General features: G+C 33.0%; 20 protein-coding genes. 11 read left to right on the plus strand and 9 right to left on the minus strand.

What is annotated here, in order from left to right; all coding sequences use genetic code 11:
* Window positions 1-61 precede the first annotated feature (61 nt).
* The gene (locus ED556_RS09915) at window positions 62-1,999 is read left to right on the plus strand and encodes a DUF349 domain-containing protein (RefSeq protein ID WP_296322962.1); all 1,938 of its coding nucleotides are present in this window, start codon (window positions 62-64) and stop codon (window positions 1,997-1,999) included.
* Between the two features lie 210 nt (window positions 2,000-2,209).
* On the opposite strand, the gene mazG is transcribed toward ED556_RS09915, so the two are convergent.
* The 4 genes from mazG to ruvX all read right to left on the minus strand — a co-directional run bounded on the left by mazG (window position 2,210) and on the right by ruvX (window position 4,605).
* Window positions 2,210-2,983 carry a nucleoside triphosphate pyrophosphohydrolase gene (mazG, locus tag ED556_RS09920; RefSeq protein ID WP_296322965.1) on the minus strand — a complete coding sequence of 258 codons (774 nt, stop codon included), beginning with the start codon at window positions 2,981-2,983 and terminating at the stop codon, window positions 2,210-2,212.
* Window positions 2,984-2,992: 9 nt separating this feature from the next.
* Window positions 2,993-3,418 (minus strand): DUF5606 domain-containing protein, encoded by a 426-nt coding sequence (locus ED556_RS09925; RefSeq protein ID WP_296322968.1) that lies wholly within the window; start codon window positions 3,416-3,418, stop codon window positions 2,993-2,995.
* A gap of 12 nt (window positions 3,419-3,430) precedes the next feature.
* Window positions 3,431-4,021 carry a peptide deformylase gene (gene def, locus ED556_RS09930; RefSeq protein WP_296322971.1) on the minus strand — a complete coding sequence of 197 codons (591 nt, stop codon included), beginning with the start codon at window positions 4,019-4,021 and terminating at the stop codon, window positions 3,431-3,433.
* 170 nt (window positions 4,022-4,191) lie between these two features.
* Window positions 4,192-4,605, minus strand: coding sequence for a Holliday junction resolvase RuvX (gene ruvX, locus ED556_RS09935; RefSeq protein WP_296322974.1), 414 nt, complete (start codon window positions 4,603-4,605; stop codon window positions 4,192-4,194).
* 226 nt (window positions 4,606-4,831) lie between these two features.
* Between ruvX and ED556_RS09940 the strand changes: the two genes are divergently transcribed.
* Window positions 4,832-5,647 (plus strand): 2,3,4,5-tetrahydropyridine-2,6-dicarboxylate N-succinyltransferase, encoded by an 816-nt coding sequence (locus ED556_RS09940; RefSeq protein ID WP_296322976.1) that lies wholly within the window; start codon window positions 4,832-4,834, stop codon window positions 5,645-5,647.
* A gap of 33 nt (window positions 5,648-5,680) precedes the next feature.
* On the plus strand, window positions 5,681-6,742 hold the full coding sequence (locus ED556_RS09945) for a glycosyltransferase family 9 protein (protein ID WP_296322979.1): 1,062 nt from the start codon (window positions 5,681-5,683) through the stop codon (window positions 6,740-6,742).
* Here the strand turns inward: ED556_RS09945 and ED556_RS09950 are convergent.
* Entirely contained in the window at window positions 6,739-7,569 is an 831-nt protein-coding gene (locus tag ED556_RS09950) for a glycosyltransferase family 2 protein (protein ID WP_296322983.1), read from the minus strand. The genes ED556_RS09945 and ED556_RS09950 overlap by 4 nt on opposite strands.
* A 42-nt stretch (window positions 7,570-7,611) precedes the next feature.
* Here ED556_RS09950 and ED556_RS09955 point away from each other — a divergent pair, with 42 nt between their 5' ends.
* Window positions 7,612-8,376, plus strand: a complete 765-nt coding sequence (locus ED556_RS09955; RefSeq protein WP_296322986.1) for a glycosyltransferase family 2 protein — start codon at window positions 7,612-7,614, stop codon at window positions 8,374-8,376.
* Between the two features lie 4 nt (window positions 8,377-8,380).
* Here the strand turns inward: ED556_RS09955 and ED556_RS09960 are convergent, their stop codons facing one another.
* Genes ED556_RS09960 through ED556_RS09970 form a run of 3 tightly spaced genes read right to left on the minus strand, consistent with a single transcriptional unit; the run spans window position 8,381 to window position 10,895 of the window.
* A complete protein-coding gene (locus tag ED556_RS09960) occupies window positions 8,381-9,139 on the minus strand; it encodes a Kdo domain containing protein (RefSeq protein WP_296322989.1) in 759 nt (252 codons plus the stop codon).
* A gap of 23 nt (window positions 9,140-9,162) precedes the next feature.
* On the minus strand, window positions 9,163-9,957 hold the full coding sequence (locus ED556_RS09965) for a glycosyltransferase family 2 protein (RefSeq protein ID WP_296322992.1): 795 nt from the start codon (window positions 9,955-9,957) through the stop codon (window positions 9,163-9,165).
* 5 nt (window positions 9,958-9,962) lie between these two features.
* A complete protein-coding gene (locus ED556_RS09970) occupies window positions 9,963-10,895 on the minus strand; it encodes an FkbM family methyltransferase (protein WP_296322995.1) in 933 nt (310 codons plus the stop codon).
* Window positions 10,896-11,015: 120 nt separating this feature from the next.
* Here ED556_RS09970 and ED556_RS09975 point away from each other — a divergent pair, with 120 nt between their 5' ends.
* From ED556_RS09975 to ED556_RS09995, 5 genes are read left to right on the plus strand one after another with little or no spacing between them, the layout of a single operon-like run.
* The gene (locus ED556_RS09975; RefSeq protein WP_296322998.1) at window positions 11,016-12,431 is read left to right on the plus strand and encodes an HD domain-containing protein; all 1,416 of its coding nucleotides are present in this window, start codon (window positions 11,016-11,018) and stop codon (window positions 12,429-12,431) included.
* The gene (locus ED556_RS09980; RefSeq protein ID WP_296323001.1) at window positions 12,428-12,880 is read left to right on the plus strand and encodes a GNAT family N-acetyltransferase; all 453 of its coding nucleotides are present in this window, start codon (window positions 12,428-12,430) and stop codon (window positions 12,878-12,880) included. The genes ED556_RS09975 and ED556_RS09980 overlap by 4 nt, the downstream gene beginning before the upstream one ends.
* A gap of 3 nt (window positions 12,881-12,883) precedes the next feature.
* Window positions 12,884-13,924, plus strand: a complete 1,041-nt coding sequence (locus tag ED556_RS09985) for a heme A synthase (RefSeq protein WP_296323005.1) — start codon at window positions 12,884-12,886, stop codon at window positions 13,922-13,924.
* Between the two features lie 30 nt (window positions 13,925-13,954).
* Window positions 13,955-14,473, plus strand: a complete 519-nt coding sequence (locus ED556_RS09990) for a hypothetical protein (protein ID WP_296323008.1) — start codon at window positions 13,955-13,957, stop codon at window positions 14,471-14,473.
* Between the two features lie 9 nt (window positions 14,474-14,482).
* Complete coding sequence (locus tag ED556_RS09995; protein ID WP_296323010.1) at window positions 14,483-15,208, plus strand: DUF3667 domain-containing protein; 726 nt, start codon at window positions 14,483-14,485, stop codon at window positions 15,206-15,208.
* Window positions 15,209-15,228: 20 nt separating this feature from the next.
* On the opposite strand, the gene ED556_RS10000 is transcribed toward ED556_RS09995, so the two are convergent.
* Entirely contained in the window at window positions 15,229-16,287 is a 1,059-nt protein-coding gene (locus ED556_RS10000) for a hypothetical protein (RefSeq protein ID WP_296323013.1), read from the minus strand.
* A 131-nt stretch (window positions 16,288-16,418) separates the two neighbouring features.
* Between ED556_RS10000 and ED556_RS10005 the strand changes: the two genes are divergently transcribed.
* Together ED556_RS10005 and ED556_RS10010 are read left to right on the plus strand one after the other, a co-directional pair.
* On the plus strand, window positions 16,419-17,318 hold the full coding sequence (locus tag ED556_RS10005; protein ID WP_296323017.1) for an ATP-binding cassette domain-containing protein: 900 nt from the start codon (window positions 16,419-16,421) through the stop codon (window positions 17,316-17,318).
* 112 nt (window positions 17,319-17,430) lie between these two features.
* Entirely contained in the window at window positions 17,431-18,258 is an 828-nt protein-coding gene (locus tag ED556_RS10010; protein ID WP_296323021.1) for an ABC transporter permease subunit, read from the plus strand.
* Window positions 18,259-18,268: the final 10 nt, after the last annotated feature.

The following is an 18,268-nucleotide window of genomic DNA, read 5'->3' on the forward strand; positions in this document are numbered from 1 at the left end:
AAAGGCTTTGTAATTATAAGGCATTTGTTATCTTTAACATCCATTATTAAATAAATGACCGATGTCAGAGATCGATAACCTGCAAGAAGCAGATGGAAAAAAAGAAGTTGAAAATCCGATTGAAGAATCAACTCCAAAAAACGAAGAAATAGAATTGGCTACAGAAGCCGAAGAGATAGCTGAACCAGAGACTTCTTCAGAAGAAGACCATGTGTCTGAAATTGAAAATTCTAACGCTGAAGATGCTGAGGACGAATCAAATGCCGAACGTCACAAACTAGAACAAAAGGATTACCATGCGATGGGTATGGACCAATTGGTAAGTGAGTTCGAAAAATTACTTAAGAACCATAAAATTCAAACTATTTCGTCTCATGTTAATGAGATAAAATCTGAGTTTACTTCAAAATACAACGCACTCCTAGAAGAAAAAAAGGAACAATTTGTTGCTGATGGTGGCAACCCTATAGACTTCTATTATTCTAATGACACAAAAAAAGCATTTAACTCTGCAGTAAGAGACTACAAGCAAACGATTAATTCGTACTATAAAGACAGAGAAAAAGCATTAAAGCAAAATCTAGAAAATAGATTAGGAATCATTGAGGAAATTAAAATGCTTGTTGGTATCGATGAAAATATGAGTGATACCTATAAGCACTTTAAAGAACTACAAGAAAAATGGCGAAATGCTGGACCTATTCCAAGAGATAAATACAACAATGCCTGGAATACGTACCATCATCATGTAGAGCGTTTTTATGACTTTTTGCATCTTAATCGCGATTTACGTGATATGGATTTTAAGCATAATTATGAGCAAAAGCTTAAAATCATTTTACGAGCTGAAGAATTAGCAGCCGTAGAAAACGTAAATCATTCTTTTAGAGAGTTACAAGTTTTACATAAACTATGGAAAGAGGAGCTCGGTCCTGTAGCTAAAGAGCATCGAGAAGAAATTTGGGAACGCTTTAGTAATGCCACAAAAATTATTCACGATAAGCGACAAGCCTATTACGCAGATTTAGACAAAGCTTATGAGAAAAATTTAGTGCGTAAGGAAGAAATTATTGAAAAAATAAAAGCATTAACTACTGAAGAATCTGCATCGCACAATATGCTTCAAAAACGTATTAAAGAACTTGAAGCGTTACGACAAGACTTTTTTAATGCTGGTAAAGTACCATTAAAGGTTAATGAAGCTACTTGGAAAAAGTTTAAAGATGCCGTCAGAACTTTTAATCGTAGTAAAAATAAATTCTACAAGAATTTAAAGAAAGATCAATACGCCAACCTTCAGCAAAAATTAGAGCTTATTAAAGTTGCAGAAGACAATAAGGATAGTGAAGATTTTGAGACCGTGACACCGCTGATGAAGCAAATTCAAAGTCAATGGAAGACTATTGGTCATGTACCTAGAAAAGATTCTGATAAGATTTGGAAACAATTCAAAAACGCTTGTAATCATTACTTTGATCGCATGCATGCCGAGCGTAAAGCAGAGAATCAACATCTTTACGATGCATACGATAAAAAACAAGCATTATTAGAGACCGTAAAGAATTTTAAATTCTCGGATGATGCTAAAACCGATATCGCAAAACTCCAAGATACTATTAAAACATGGAAATCTATTGGCTATGTGCCTCAAAACAAACGCTATATAGATGGTAAGTTTAATAAAGCTATAGATGCTGCTTTCGATAAGCTAAAAATGGAAAAATCGAAATTAGATATGATTCGATTTGAAAGTAAGCTTGAAGGATTATCTAACCCTGATGATACGCGCCTATTAGATAATGAGCAAAACTTTATTCGCAAAAAAATAGATGACGTTAAATCTGAGATTAACCAATTAGAGAATAATCTACTCTTCTTTTCTAATGTAAAAGATGATAATCCTTTGGTAAAAGAAGTCCATAAAAATATTGCAAAACACAGATCCGCTTTAGAAACTTGGAAAAAGAAATTAAAGCGTGTAAGAGAAATGTATTCTTAGTTAAAACTCAAAACCCACTTGCCTAAACAAGTGGGTTTTGCCCTAACTAAACTAAATTAACCTTAATTACAACCGCTAAACAATAATTAAGATTCTACAAAGAAGAAACCATTCTCAGGCTTCTATTATAATTACGTTAGTGGAATTAATTTGGATGTTTGTAAATAGAACTTTAACAGTTTTTATTCTATTAAAAATTAAAACAAGCTTTTATAGTTTCTTAGCTTCTTCCCAGTAGATATCCATCTCAGCTAAGCTCATGTCCTTCAGTGATTTATTAAGTGATTTTGCCTTTTCTTCAAGGTATTGAAAGCGTTTAATAAACTTTTTGTTTGTGCGCTCTAAGGCATTCTCAGGGTTTACTTTAAGAAATCTAGCATAGTTAACCATTGAGAAAAGAACATCACCAAATTCATTCTCAATTTTATCAGTATTTCCAGCTTTAATTTCGGCTTTTAATTCGGTGAGTTCTTCTTCAACTTTTTCAAATACTTGCTCTGGCTTTTCCCAATCAAAACCTACGCCTGCTACTTTGTCTTGAACACGATTTGCTTTTACCATAGCTGGTAAACTTTTTGGTACACCTTCAAGTACACTTTTTTTGCCTTCTTTGAGTTTAAGCTCTTCCCAGTTTCGTTTGACATCATCTTCATTGGATACTTCAACATCGCCATAAATATGAGGGTGACGATCAATTAGCTTATCGCATATAGTATTGCAAACATCAGCGATATCAAAAGCCTTAGTTTCACTTCCTATTTTTGCGTAAAACACAATATGCAATAGCACATCGCCTAGCTCCTTTTTTACCTCATCTAGATCTTTATCTAAAATAGCGTCACCAAGTTCGTAAACCTCTTCAATAGTAAGATGGCGTAACGACTCCATGGTTTGTTTTTTATCCCATGGACATTGCGCTCTAAGCTCATCCATAATGGTGAGCAAACGGTCAAAAGCTTTTAACTGAGATGCTCTTTCCGACATAATTAAAATCTATTCTTCTTCGGTAGTATCAGATTCTTCATCGGTTTCTAACAAATCCAAAAGGTTATTTTTTTGAAGAATATTATACCATTGCACTACCTTCTTAATATCTGAAGCATAAACACGGTCTTCGTCATAATCAGGCAAGACATCAAAGAAAAATTCTTCTAACTCGTCTTTACTCGCTTTATGACTTAAGGCAGTTTGTTCAGCACCATGCTTTACTTTAATAGTGTTTAATACATCTCTTAATGGCACTTCTTCAGTTAGTGTATATATTGCTATTTCGCTCAATATACTAATATTGCTGTGCGCACCAACAGTAATACGTTTCTTATCTAATAAAGATTCTACAACTGCTCCTGTACGTGTTTGGGTAACAATTTGGTATAATCCTGGTTTCCCAGAAATTGATAATATTTTTTCTAAACTCATTTTGAATATTTTTTAGCGTTTTCGACTCATTGCTGGAAAACGCATTTTGTAATCTGCTCTAATCTTACCTTTAGAAATATTTTGCAACTTCCCTTTTAGTAAACGTTTTTTAAATGATGATAATTTGTCTGTAAATAAAACACCTTCGACATGGTCATATTCATGCTGAATAACCCTGGCAATGAGACCATCATATTCTTCAACAAATGTATTAAATGCCTCATCTTGGTATTGTATTTTAATATTTGGTTGTCTAAAGACATCTTCTCTTACATCTGGTATACTTAAACATCCTTCATTAAAAGCCCATTCATCGCCTTCTTCTTCAAGAATTACTGGGTTAATAAATGTCTTTTTAAAACGCTTTAGTTGCGCTCTTTCGTCGTCAGACAAATTTTCATCCTCAGCAAAAGGACTTGTATCTACCAAAAATAAACGTATAGCCAATCCTACTTGCGGAGCTGCCAATCCTACACCATATGCACCATACATGGTTTCATACATATTGGCAATTAATTCGTCTAGCTTGGGATAATCTTGAGTGATTTCTTTAGCCTTCTTCTTTAAAACTGGGTCACCGTATGCAACTATTGGTAAAATCATAATCTAATTTTTACTCGATAATCGAGACTTAAAATATTTGTAAACTCATTACTGAAATCTAAAAGCCAATATATTTTTAACTGCCTATAGTATCATCACATAAGTAATTTACGCGTGCAAAAATACAATTCTTAGAGATTTATACTTGCGTTTTAGAAGAATAGTTAGTGTTAATGTTGCCCAGACATATAACTCTGAAGAATAAGTGTGGCACTTATCTCGTCCACTAGAGCCTTATTTCTTCGCTGTTTTTTACTCAATCCGCTATCAATCATGGTCTGAAATGCCATTTTTGAAGTAAATCGCTCATCTATTCTAATAACAGGTATATCTGGAAATTCTTTTTTAAGATCAATGAGAAATTTTTGAATGTAAACTTCACTTTCAGAATCTGTATTGTCCATTTGTTTTGGCAAACCAACAATAAAGCGTTCAATCGTTTCCTTAGAAATATAGTCTTTTAGAAAAATTATAAGTTGTGATGTATCTACAGTGGTTAAGCCTGAAGCAATTATCTGAAGCTCGTCTGTCACTGCTATACCAGTGCGCTTAGTACCGTAATCTAATGCTAATAATCTACCCATATATCTTGGCAAAGATATATATAAAAAACAACGCCCTAAGAAAAAGGGCGCCGTAAATCAATCAATCCATATATTAACCATGATTCTAAAACTTACAAACTCAAACCATGTGTTATTTATAATTAAGACACACGTATTTTAAATAGGTCACAATTTTTTCAAAATTTTTTTAAAACAGGTAATTCAGGACTTATCTTTGGCACTAAATTTTTATTGACGATAAAAAATGAATCAACTAAAACATATAATTGAAAGTGCGTGGAATGACCGTACAAAGCTTAAAGATAGTGAAACCATAGAGGCAATTAGAACTGTAATTAATCTCATTGATACTGGCGAATTAAGAGTTGCTGAACCAATTGCAGATGGCTGGCAGGTCAATGAATGGGTTAAAAAAGCAGTAGTACTTTATTTCCCTATTCAAAAAATGGAAACACTTGAAGCTGGTATTTTTGAGTATCATGATAAAATGCCACTAAAAAGAGGTTACGAAGAAAAAGGAATACGAGTTGTACCAAATGCCGTAGCCAGACATGGTGCTTATATATCCAAAGGTGTAATTATGATGCCTAGTTATGTAAATATTGGTGCTTATGTTGATGAAGGCACTATGGTAGATACTTGGGCAACTGTGGGTAGCTGTGCACAAATTGGTAAAAATGTACATCTATCTGGTGGCGTTGGTATTGGCGGTGTTTTAGAACCACTCCAGGCGGCTCCTGTAATTATAGAAGATGGTGCATTTATTGGATCAAGATGTATTGTTGTTGAAGGTGTTCGCGTAGAAAAAGAAGCTGTACTTGGTGCTAATGTGGTACTTACAATGAGTACAAAAATTATAGATGTTACTGGTGATGAACCTATAGAAATGAAAGGTCGCGTACCAGCGCGTTCTGTGGTAATTCCGGGCAGTTATACCAAAACGTTTAAAGCAGGCGAATTCCAAGTACCTTGTGCCTTAATTATTGGGAAACGAAAAGAGAGTACAGACAAGAAAACGTCTCTTAACGATGCGCTTCGAGAGTATGATGTAGCTGTATAAGCTATCAACACGTAAGATCTATTTACTTACCAAATGAAAGTTCTAATAATTCAACAAAAAATGATTGGCGATGTACTCACGTCAAGCATATTATTTGAAGCTATTAGAACAACATATCCTGATGCCCAATTGCATTACCTCATCAATTCTCATACGTTTCCTGTTGTAGAAGGAAATCCAAATGTCGATGATTTTATATTTTTTACTCCTGAAATAGAAAAAAGTAAACGAAAATTACTAGCATTTGCTCAAGGCTTAAAAAAAGAAAAGTACGATGTTGTTATTGATGTGTACTCAAAATTTTCGAGTAATATCATAACACTTTTTTCTGGCGCTAAAACAAAAATATCTAAGTACAAGTGGTATACTTCTTTTATATATAGCCATACGCTTAAAGAAGCAAAAACATCAAAAACGTATGCTGGTTTGGCGGTTGAAAATCGCTTAGGTTTATTACAGCCTCTAGAGATTTTAATTGAAAACCCTATAAAACCTAAGATTTACCTTAGTGAAAAGGAAAAAAATCATGCAAAAAAAGTTCTAACAGAGAATGGTATCGATTTAACGCAACCATTATACATGATAGGTGTTTTAGGTAGTAGCATATCTAAAACATATCCTCATGACTATATGGCTACCGTAATTGACACTATTGTTAACAAGCAACCAAATGCTCAGATAATATTCAATTATATCCCAAAACAAAAAGCTGATGCCGATTCAATATTTAACTTGTGTAACGCTGAAACCCAACAGAGGATTCATTTAAACATTTTCGGTAAAAGCCTGAGAGAATTTTTAGCATTAACCTCTTTTTGCGATGCATTAATAGGAAATGAAGGCGGAGCAACCAATATGGCAAAAGCACTTCATATACCTACGTTCACGATCTTCTCGCCATGGATTTTAAAGAATGCATGGAATATGTTTGATGATGATAAGAGCTATCTTTCGGTTCACCTCAATGATTTTAAACCTGAACTATATACTAATGCATCTTATAAAGATGCCAAGCAGGATTATAAATCATTTTATGAAGCCTTTTCTCCAGATTTATTTTCAAGTAAATTGAATGCGTTTATATCAAACCTCTAGCGTGTTGCTAGTTTTTCGATCCCATAAGGTGTTTTAGTGAGCTTATTCTGTTTCGTGGTTTTACGGATAGCTAAGTTTTTTTCAATCATTTCAGGTTTAACATAACCTCTAGCATGATCTAGGTGAAGACAAATAGCACTATATCTTATTTGTTTTGCTTTTATGCCCATATTAAAAAGACGCTCACCAAGCTCTCTGTCTTCGCCACCATATTGCATACGTTCATCAAAGCCATTTGCTTCAACGATATCGGATTTATACCCAGATGAGTTATGTCCGTTCCAAGTTGCTGTAGTTGGTGTTAACGCATTAAGAAGCTTCTCCTTAATGCCTGTTGCTGTTATCTTATTGTTTTTGAATGATGATTTTAATCCCAAATTCTTAAGCCAATTAATATTAAAACAGTCTTGACTCTCAATATCTTCTTTTGATATTTCAAGACTAATATTCATAGGTAATTTAAAATAACCGCCTGATAAAAAATAGCCGTCTTCTCTCCTATCTACATGTACTTGTAAAAAATCGTTTCGGGCAATACAATCGCCATCCGTAAACACTAAATAAGAGCCTTTACTCGCAGTAATAGCTTTATTTAAAATAATTGTTTTCTGAAACCCATTGTCCTCGTGCCACACATGCTGTATAGGATAATTAACTTGCTCAGTAATAGCACCAATTCTAGATTTAGTAGCTTCGGATGAGCCATCATCAGCAATTACAACCTCAAAGTTTTTAAAAGTTTGTACATTAAAACTCCACAATACTTTCTCTAGCCAATCTGGACTATTATACGTGCTAATTATTACTGATATGTCGATTGTATTCATTGCCCCAAAAATAGTTATTTTTACCCAACCATTATTAGGACTATGATTAAGTTGTCTGGTGTTATTATTACTTATAACGAAGAACGCAATATCGAAAATTGCATCTTATCTTTAATAGATGTTGTTGACGAGATAGTAGTGCTTGACTCTTATTCTACCGATAATACCAAGACAATTTGTGAAAAACATAATGTAAAATTCTTTGAGCAAGAATTTTTAGGATACGTAACCCAAAAAAACAAAGCTGTAGAGCTTGCTTCGTACGACTGTATTGTTTCACTTGATGGTGATGAATCCTTATCAGATGAATTAAAATCATCCATAAAACATTTAAAAAGTAATTGGAGATATGACGGTTACTATTGCAATAGGCTTAACAATTTTTGTGGTCAGTGGATAAAGCATTCAGATTGGTACCCTAATAAAAAGCTTCGTGTTTTTGATAGAAGAAAAACCAAGTTTGTAGGACACATTATTCATGAAAAACTAGATCTAGAAGATAGCAAAACAAAAGTTGGCCAGCTAAAAGGCGACATCCTACATAAAACCTATCAGACCTATTCTGAATTTAATCTTCAAACAGAAAAATTCTCAACATTATCAGCACAAGCCTATTTTGAAAAAGGAAAAACGTCGAATCTTTGGAAAATGACCTTTAATCCTGCTTGGGCATTTTTTAAAGCCTACTTTTTAAGACTTGGGTTTTTAGATGGTATTAATGGTTTTGTTATTTGTGCTCAAACAGCTAACATTACATTTTTGAAATACTCGAAGTTGTATGAGCTTCAGAAAAACAATACGAAGTAAGAGTCTACTTTTTCCAGAATTTTAATTTCTTTTTTAATCTTCGTTTTTTGTGGAATCGCTCTTGGAAATCTTGGGTTTCTTTCCACATCGTAGAAAAAACCTTGTCCTCATCTTCTCCAGAAACTTTTGCATACTCATTGCTCATGATTTTCACCATTGATTCATGAATTGTGAGCTTAGATAGGTTTTTCATTCGTGTACTAAAATCCATAGGGCCAAACTTCATACGGTTTAAATCAACCAAATAAAATTTATAATCACCATCATTTAATTCTATCAAAGTATTGCCGGGCGAATGGTCTAAAAAGTGTATGTCTTTTTGATGAAGACTATACGTAAAACGCGTAAAAGCGCGAAGTATAGCTTCCCAATTTGGGTAATTAAAATCAAAGGTTAAATCTCTGTAGGTCAAATCTACTTCCAGATGCTCACTAGCATAAAAGCTCTCTTTAAAAGTAGCTATATCTTTATTTTCAAAATAGCCAAAAGGCTTAGGAGTACCTATATCATGTTGTTCAAGATATTGCGCGTATTCAAAAGAACGCTGTGCTTTAGATTTTCTAAAAAAACGATAGGCAATTTTGTTCACAACATTGGGCACACGGAATGACTTTACATTAACTACAACACCTTCAATCTGCTTAGTCTTTATCACATTTCGGTCACCATCAACAAACACTTGACCTTGGCTTTTAAAATTTGAAACAAAGTCAAAAAGCTTATCATTAAATTCTAAATTGTTCGAAGCAAACACTTTTTTCATAATTGCATATAAGTTAAGATGCTTTAATGTTGTGACAAATATTGGTCAACTCCTTTTGGACTTTTTATAGTTTTATTCGCAATTGTTCTTTTTTCAATACTATCGTTTTCTGCCAAGTTAGCTTTTGACTTTTCTAAATGGTAAATGTGGTATACTATGCCTTTATACCTTAAACGTCTTGCCTTTAATCCATTATTATGAAACCTGATTGCTAACTCTGAATCTTCTCTTCCCCAACCCACAAAATTTTCATCATAACCGTTAATTGCTATAAAATCAGATTTATAAAACGACGTATTACAACCTCTATATTTGCTTGAAAAGGTATCTTTTTCTTTATAAAAATTGGCAAATAAAGGAATATGTAATGTGCGTGTTCTTTTCTTTATACCAGATGAAAGTACATTAAAATCAATTTGCTCATTTTTAAACAAAGTATCTAAATGAGATTCTTGAATATTAACTCGACTACCATATAGATAGCTGTTCTTTTTTGCGAAACTTATATGATCTTTCACAAAGCTTCTGTGTAAAATACAATCGCCGTCAACTTGTATAATATATTCTCCTTCAGATTGCGCCACGGCTTTATTTAAAATTTCGGCTTTTTTGAAGCCTCTATCCTCATGCCATATATGCCTCAAAGGCACACTTATTTTATCTTTATAACTATCAATGACTAATTTAGTGTCTTGTGTTGAACCGTCATCAGCAATTATGACTTCACTCGGTAATTTCAACTGATGTTGAACACTTTTAAGAACTAGGTGTAAAGCTTCTGGCCAGTTATATGTAGATATAATAAGTGAGGTTTTCATATTAATTATGAATTAAATATCTCATAACCTTTTAACGTCAGCTTCTCTTCAGGAATGATAAAAACGTTATCTAAATTTTTACAATCTTTATAAGATTCGGTTTTAATCCAATGACCATTATCGCTTCTATAAACTTGGTAATTTTCGGGCACTAGCCCTTTAAATGTTTCGTCTAAGTCAACACCTCTTGAAGCATAGTATGGTTTATTCACTTCCATAAGTATAGTTGGCCTATGCGAATTAAGCGTGTCCTGACTACCTCTTAAGAAAAAGTCTTCATGACCTTCGATATCTACCTTTACAAGGTCAATATTCGGTAAAGCATTAAAGTCTTTTGTCCATACCTCATCTAAAATTTCTAATCTAATTTCAGATAGTTTAAACCCTTCATCCAAAAATCCACCAGTAGGTATTGCTGCATTTCCCGTATTAGAACCATGTTTAAAATCTTCTCTAAGTGTAATCTGACTTGTTTTAGCTTCATCCGACAGTCCATAATTGTTTATAGTACACACATTGCTAAACGCATTCTTCAAAATATTTGCTTCAAGTCTTTCAAAATTACCTTCAAATGGTTCAAAGGATACTACATGACTATTTAGGGTATTCTTAGATATAAAATTACTCAGAGCTACAGAATAAAAGCCAATGTTGGCGCCAACATCTAAAAAAGTAGTGTTAGGTCGTAACATATTGAGCAGTGTATGTATTAAATCCTCATCGTAAATTCCTGTGTAAAAAGCTTCTCTTTCGGTGCGCGTTGTTAAATCAACAATTAACAAAGAACCATCTTGCATTTTTGCGGTAACTATAGGATTAGCACCTAATTTTAAGAACAACCAATTAATGCGCTTATAAAGTTTTCTTAGGAATTTATTTTTGGGTAGTTTTCTAGTAATTTCAGAAGTGAAGTGTATAGTCTTTTGCACAAAGCTCATGAAAAAAAATTTTTATAAAAATAACAATTCTTTGTATCTATTCTAGTCATAGTGTTAGAATCTTCATTAACTATATTGTAAATTTGTAATTTGAAATTTGAGGTTGAAAAATTCCACTTTATGACACATAAAAATGCTTTGCAACATGCAGTATTTAAAACTATTTCGCAATCTGCTGAAACACTAGGTTTAAACACTTATGTGATTGGTGGTTTTGTGCGTGATTATTTTTTAAAACGTGGTGATGCAAAAGACATTGATATTGTTGCAATTGGTAGTGGCATTGAATTAGCAAAACATGTTGCTGAAAATTTACCCAACAAGCCAAAGGTTCAAATATTTAAAACCTATGGCACAGCTATGCTGAGGCATGACGATATTGAGATAGAATTTGTTGGTGCGCGTAAGGAGAGTTATACTGAAAATAGCCGTAACCCAATTGTTGAAAATGGCACTTTAGAAGATGACCAAAACCGAAGAGATTTCACAATAAATGCTTTAGCATTGAGTCTCAATGAACATAACTTTGGCGAATTACTTGACCCGTTTAATGGTATTGAAGATTTAGAAAATGGTATTATAAGAACACCGCTTAATCCAGATATTACATACAGTGATGACCCGTTGCGAATGATGCGTGCTATACGCTTTGCAACACAACTCAATTTTAAAATAGAAGACGCTTCGCTCAAAGCAATAACTGCCAATAAGCAAAGAATTAAAATAATCACCAAAGAACGTATCGTAACTGAGCTTCATAAGATCTTAGAAAGTAAAGAGCCTTCTATAGGCTTTAAACTTCTTGAAAAAACTAGGCTTCTAGAGTACATTCTACCTGAACTCACTGCGCTTAAAGGCATAGAAGAAATCGAAGGCCAGAAGCATAAAGATAATTTCTATCACACGTTAGAAGTTGTTGATAATATTTCCGAAACAACTGATAATCTTTGGTTACGTTGGGCAGCACTTTTACATGATATTGGCAAAGCACCAACTAAGAAGTTTAGCAAAAAAATAGGTTGGACCTTTCATGCTCACGAATTTGTTGGCGCTAAAATGGTTTATAAACTATTTAAGCGACTAAAAATGCCACTTAATGACAAAATGAAGTTTGTACAAAAAATGGTGTTAATGAGTTCAAGGCCAATTGTGTTAGCAAGTGAAGTTACAGATTCGGCTGTTCGAAGATTAGTATTTGATGCTGGAGATTATGTCGATGATTTAATGACACTTTGCGAAGCTGACATTACAACAAAGAATCCTAAAAAGTTTAAAAAGTACCATAACAACTTTAAACTAGTGCGTCAAAAAATAGTTGAAGTTGAAGAGCGTGACAGAATTAGAAATTTTCAACCGCCTGTTTCTGGTGAAGAGATTATGAAAAGTTTTAATCTTAAACCTTCAAAAGAAATTGGTATTATAAAAGAAGCAATCAAAGAAGCAATTTTAGAAGGTGAAATACCAAACGAACATAATGCTGCTTTTGAACTCATGCTTGAAAAAGGTAAAGAATTAGGATTAGAAGTTTCCAAATGATAACGATAACAAGAGCAACATCTAAACATCAAGATTTTATCGATTTGGTAAAACAACTCGACGCATACTTAAAGGTTACTGATGGTGATGACCATGCGTTTTATAATCAATACAATTCTATTGAAAGCTTAAACCATGTTGTTATTGCCTATTACGAAAATAAACCTATAGGATGTGGGGCTTTCAAAGAATTTAATGAGAATTCGGTTGAAGTAAAGCGCATGTATGTACTGCCTAAATCTAGAGTTAACGGTGTTGGAAAACAAATCTTAAATGCTTTAGAAATTTGGGCCAAAGACCTTGGATATAATTCTTGTGTGCTCGAAACTGGTAAACGACAAATAGAAGCTGTTCAGTTTTATAAAAAATGTAATTACACTTCCATTCCAAGATATGGGCAATATCAACAAATGGAAAATAGCCTGTGTTTCGAAAAACAACTGAAATAATACGTGAAAAGAAGATTTAGAAAAACTGCAAAAATTGCATTAGTACTAGTGTATTTAGTAATAGTAGCTGGTGCTGTTGTACGAATGACAGGCTCTGGAATGGGTTGTCCAGATTGGCCTAAATGTTTTGGTTACTATATTCCACCGACAGATATATCAGAATTACAATTCAAGCCTAATCACCAATACAAAAAGGGTATTGTAATTATAGTAGATGAAGCCCTACAAGTAGCAACTAAAGACTTTACTTCTGGTGAGGTACTAAACCTAAATAATTGGGAACCTTATACTGAGCACGACTATGCAATTTTTAATCCGTTGCATACTTGGGTTGAATATATTAATCGCCTAATTGGCGCGCTATCTGGTTTACCAATTCTCATATTTACAATAATGTCCATATGGTTATGGCGAGACAGAAAACGATTTTTGCTGCTATCTGTGTTTACGGTATTAGCTATGGGCTTTCAAGCATGGCTTGGCAAAACTGTAGTAGATTCAAATTTAGCGCCCTATAAAATTACCATTCATATGGTAATGGCATTAGTGATCGTTGCGGTAATATTGTATCTCATCTTTCTTTCTAAAACCAAGTACAGAACTCAAAAATTTGATTCAAAATTTAGAAATGTGTTAATTTTTGCTACTGCTTTGACACTTATTCAAATTATACTTGGAACTCAAGTAAGACAATTTGTAGATGTTCAAAATAAATTAAGTGGATACTTTAATTGGAGTATAATTGAACAAGCGCCGTTGGAGTTTTACATCCATAGGTCATTTTCAATTCTTGTATTGTTGGTTAATGCTTGGTTGTATGTACGAAATAAAAAATTAAATCTAGGTTATGGTAAATTTTTATTGGTGAGTATATGTATAGCCTTGGAGATATTTACTGGTATCGCTATGTATTACTTTAACTTCCCGTTTTCTAGTCAACCTATACACTTAGTTATTGCTACAATTTTAATTGGTATTCAATTTTACATCATTTTAGAAAGTCATAATAGTAAACACCTAAAAAGTGATATCCAAACGACTTAAATTGTATCTTTGCCATACCAAAATTTGAATATGATTTACAGATTTAGAGTCATACTTGATAACGATACTGAAGAAGATATTTTCAGGGATTTAGAAATCCGCGAAACGGATACAATGGAAGATTTGCATAACATCATTACACAATCTTTTGGTTTTGATGGTATGGAAATGGCGTCATTTTATGTTAGTGATGATGATTGGAATCAAGGCGAAGAAATTGCAATGTTCGATGTCAGCGAGGGCGCAAATAAAGTCAAAGTGATGAGCACCACTAAAATTAATGATATGGTGCATGAAGCCTCAACACGACTTATTTATGTTTACGATTTTTTAAACATGTGGACTTTCTTTGTGGAGTTAGCTGAGATTGTAGATGAAGCGCAAAGTACAGACTATCCAAACTTAATGTTTGTTCAAGGTCAAGTTCCTGATGAAGCACCAGTAAAAAACTTTGAAGCCGAAGATGATTTTGGAGAACTCAACGATTTTGAAGATGATATAGATGTTGATGATTATAGTGATTTGGACTTCGATGAAAACTGGAATTAGTTTTATTACATGGAGTGTCTAAATTGCAAAACTATTTTTGAAGGTAAATTTTGTCCACAATGTGGTCAAAAAAGTGAAACCAAGCGCTTTACATTTCAAAAAATTGCAAATGACACTGTGTCAACAATTACAGATACCGATAAAGGCTTCTTTTTCAATCTAAAAAATCTTACACTTAATCCTGGCAAGAATATTAATGACTATTTGGACGGGAAACGAAAACACGTTTTTAATCCATTTAGTTATGCGGTTTTAGCTATTGGAATTTATTTGTTTGTCGATCATTATTATGATTATTCTATTTTTAAGAGCTTTACAAACAAAAATAGTGAGTATAAAAACCTAAGTCCTGGTGCATTTAATTTTGGTCAGAAAATAGGACATTTCATAGCTCAATACCTTAAATTCTTTTATTTGCTAAATATTGTTTACCTGAGTGTTATTACTTGGGCTATATTAAAAAAACGAAACTTTGTTGAGCATCTAGTGAGTAATGCATTTATTATTGGGCATGCAGTAATAATAACTACACTGTTTATTCCTTTGTACAAAACACCAATTTTTTTCAATCCAATAACATTAATAAGTATTGCTATACTCATGTATTTCACCTATAAAAACTATGAAGAAAAGCTAGTCGTTTTTGTAACTATTTTTTTCGGAATGGTTGCCTCATTTTTATTGCAATTTATTGTCCCAGGAGTTATTATTTGGATTAAGAATTTAATCTTTTAGTGACATCAAAAATTGATAGATTAATGAAAGGTATTCACATTCTCATAATTACGTTTCACATAATTTAAGGCGTGTTTTACAATTAAGCCCATGGAGTTACTATTCTTGAAGTTTATATCTAGGGTATAATTATAAATATCTTGGCGAAGTTGTTCAATATGTTTGTCAATAGAGATTTTGTCATTTTCCATACAATCAAGTAATCTACTAATTCTATTACTAAAACTAAGCATGCGTTTAGCCATGATAGAGCGTTCTTCGATTTTATATTGGTCAACAGAGGCTCTCTGTATTTTCTCTCTAACCATTTCTACCATCTTATAATTTTCTTTAAAAAATTGTGGTCTATAAATTTTTAGGTTGCCTTCATAACATTGTTGGTCAAAATCTATGGCTCTAATTTTATAGACTACATGGTCAAAGTCATGAGTCGGTACAATGACGTAATTATACGAGCGCATATCACCTAGGAGTCTAATCATGCAACGCTCATTAAATTTTATAAATTCTTTTGCTATTTGTGATTTTTCTGAAGAACTACAATTAGGCAACATATTTTTAATAAACTCATCTCCGGGAATACCAGCAATATGCTCTTCTATTAAAGTATCTTTAGATACTAAGAAGTTTAAATTATATGGTGATAACATATGTTCTAACTCCAGTCCATAGACTCGAGACGCATCCGCCTTTTTTACGTAAAAATACGTGTAGTTATCATTCAAAATATTTCTAACTTTTATTCGGAAAGGCTTTGAGTTTCCGAAGGTGCAAAAGTCGATTGCATCAATATTAAGGTACTTTAAAATGTACTCATTACCATCAGAAATTAATATAGAATACACCTGCTTTAAACTCAAATCAATTTCTTCGCGTTCAAACTCATTATAATAAACCCTAACCCATAAGGTATCTTTATCATTTTTATCATACACCACTACCGAACCTTGAAACCTCAGCAAATCCGAATAAAATATAGGAAGGTTTATCGTACGATTATAGTGCGACAAATAACCATCGAGTTTTTCAGAAATTTGATAGGATGGTTTTTTCTTTGATATTCTTAAATCCTCTTTCATAAAAATTCTAGCCGCTAGAACACGCTTTATTATTCGATTGTAAGGTAAATGTAGGTTTTTTATCACTAAGTGTGTAACAAAAAAATAAGTCAATCGTCTTACTCACATAAACCAATCAAAAATCAATCACATTGGAGAACATCCTTACCATAAATAACCTAACTAAAAAGTTCGGTTATCTGACAGCAGTTAAAGATTTAAGCTTTACAATTCAAAAAGGAAATGTTTACGGTATTTTAGGGCCAAACGGAAGTGGTAAATCTACTACACTTGGTGTTGTACTTAATGTAGTTAATAAAACCGAGGGCGACTTTCATTGGTTCGATGGTAGTATAAACACGCATGAAGCCCTTAAGAAAGTTGGTGCTATAATTGAGCGCCCAAACTTTTATCCCTACATGACTGCTGCACAAAACTTAAAATTGGTCTGTAAAATAAAAGGTGTAGATACAGCAAAGATTAATGAAAAGCTAGAAGTAGTAGGCTTACTTGATCGTAAAGACAGTAAGTTTAGAACCTATTCTTTAGGAATGAAGCAGCGGTTAGCTATTGCCTCTGCTTTACTAAATGATCCAGAAATATTAATCTTAGATGAGCCAACTAATGGTCTTGATCCACAAGGAATTCATCAAATTAGAGAAATTATAAAAAACATTGCATCATCTGGCACAACTATATTACTGGCTTCACATTTATTGGATGAAGTAGAAAAAGTTTGTACTCATGTGGTGGTTTTAAGAAAAGGTGAGAAATTATATTCTGGGCGTGTTGACGAAATGATTAGTAGTCACGGCTTCTTCGAATTAAAGACTGATAAAGAAGCAGAATTAAAAGCAATCTTAGAAGCAGATAAACATTTTGACAGTATAAAAGTTGAAGGCGATTTAATCACCGCATTTTTAAATACACCAATGTCAGCATCAGATTTTAACCAGCTTATGTTTGACAAAGGCATTGTATTGTCGCATTTAGTAAAACGAAAAGAAAGCTTAGAAGAGCAATTTTTACAACTTACAGACAACTTAAACTAAAGAAGCTTAATTATAAATGATTTGGTCGCTGAGCGAAGTCGAAGTGCCAATAAAATAAAGATCAATTAATTGTGATTTCGACTTCGCTCAATCACCAAACCAATCAAAAAAAATGATACGACTCATACAACTCGAATTACAGAAACTTTGGCTTAACAGAACAAGTAAGGTTCTTATTTTCATAAGCTTTATATTACCATTTACAGTATTAGTATTATCCTCTATAAAAATCAACTTTTTTGGTTTTTTTACTCTAGAACTTGGAGAGCTAGGGATATTTAATTTCCCTATTATATGGCATATTACAACCTTTTGTGCATCCTACTTTAAGTTCTTTTTTGCTATTGTCGTAGTGAGTATGATTGGCAATGAGTATAGCAACAAAACATTAAAGCAAAACCTCATTGATGGATTAAGCAAGAAAGAATTTATTCTGTCTAAGTTTTACACCATTGTTTTCTTCTCCTTAGCTGCAACACTTTTAATAGGTTTAGCTACATTTTGTATAGGTATGTACTATTCTAGCTATACTGAGGCTAGTATTGTATTTAGAGAAGTAGAATTCTTATTAGCATACTTTGTAAAACTCGTTGGTTTCTTTAGTCTGTGTTTATTTTTTGGGATGTTATTAAAACGTTCTGCATTTGCACTAGCATTCTTATTTGTACTTTATATAGTTGAATGGCTAGTATTTTGGGGAGCATATGAGATCTTTGATAGCGCAGATAAAGCATTTGAGGTTAAAAACTTAATGCCTCTAGAATCCATGTATAAGCTTATCGACCAGCCATTTCAACGTGTCGTTATGACCAAATTTCCTGACAAGGCGGAACTTAGTTATGACTATGCGGTTCACTTTAGTGAAATAGCAATTGTATTAGGTTGGACAGCACTTTTTATCTTTTTGTCTTACCGATTATTAAAAAAGCGCGATTTGTAATATATTTGAT

Origin of the sequence: Winogradskyella sp. (genome assembly GCF_003712105.1) — a bacterium.
Classification (GTDB): domain Bacteria; phylum Bacteroidota; class Bacteroidia; order Flavobacteriales; family Flavobacteriaceae; genus Winogradskyella.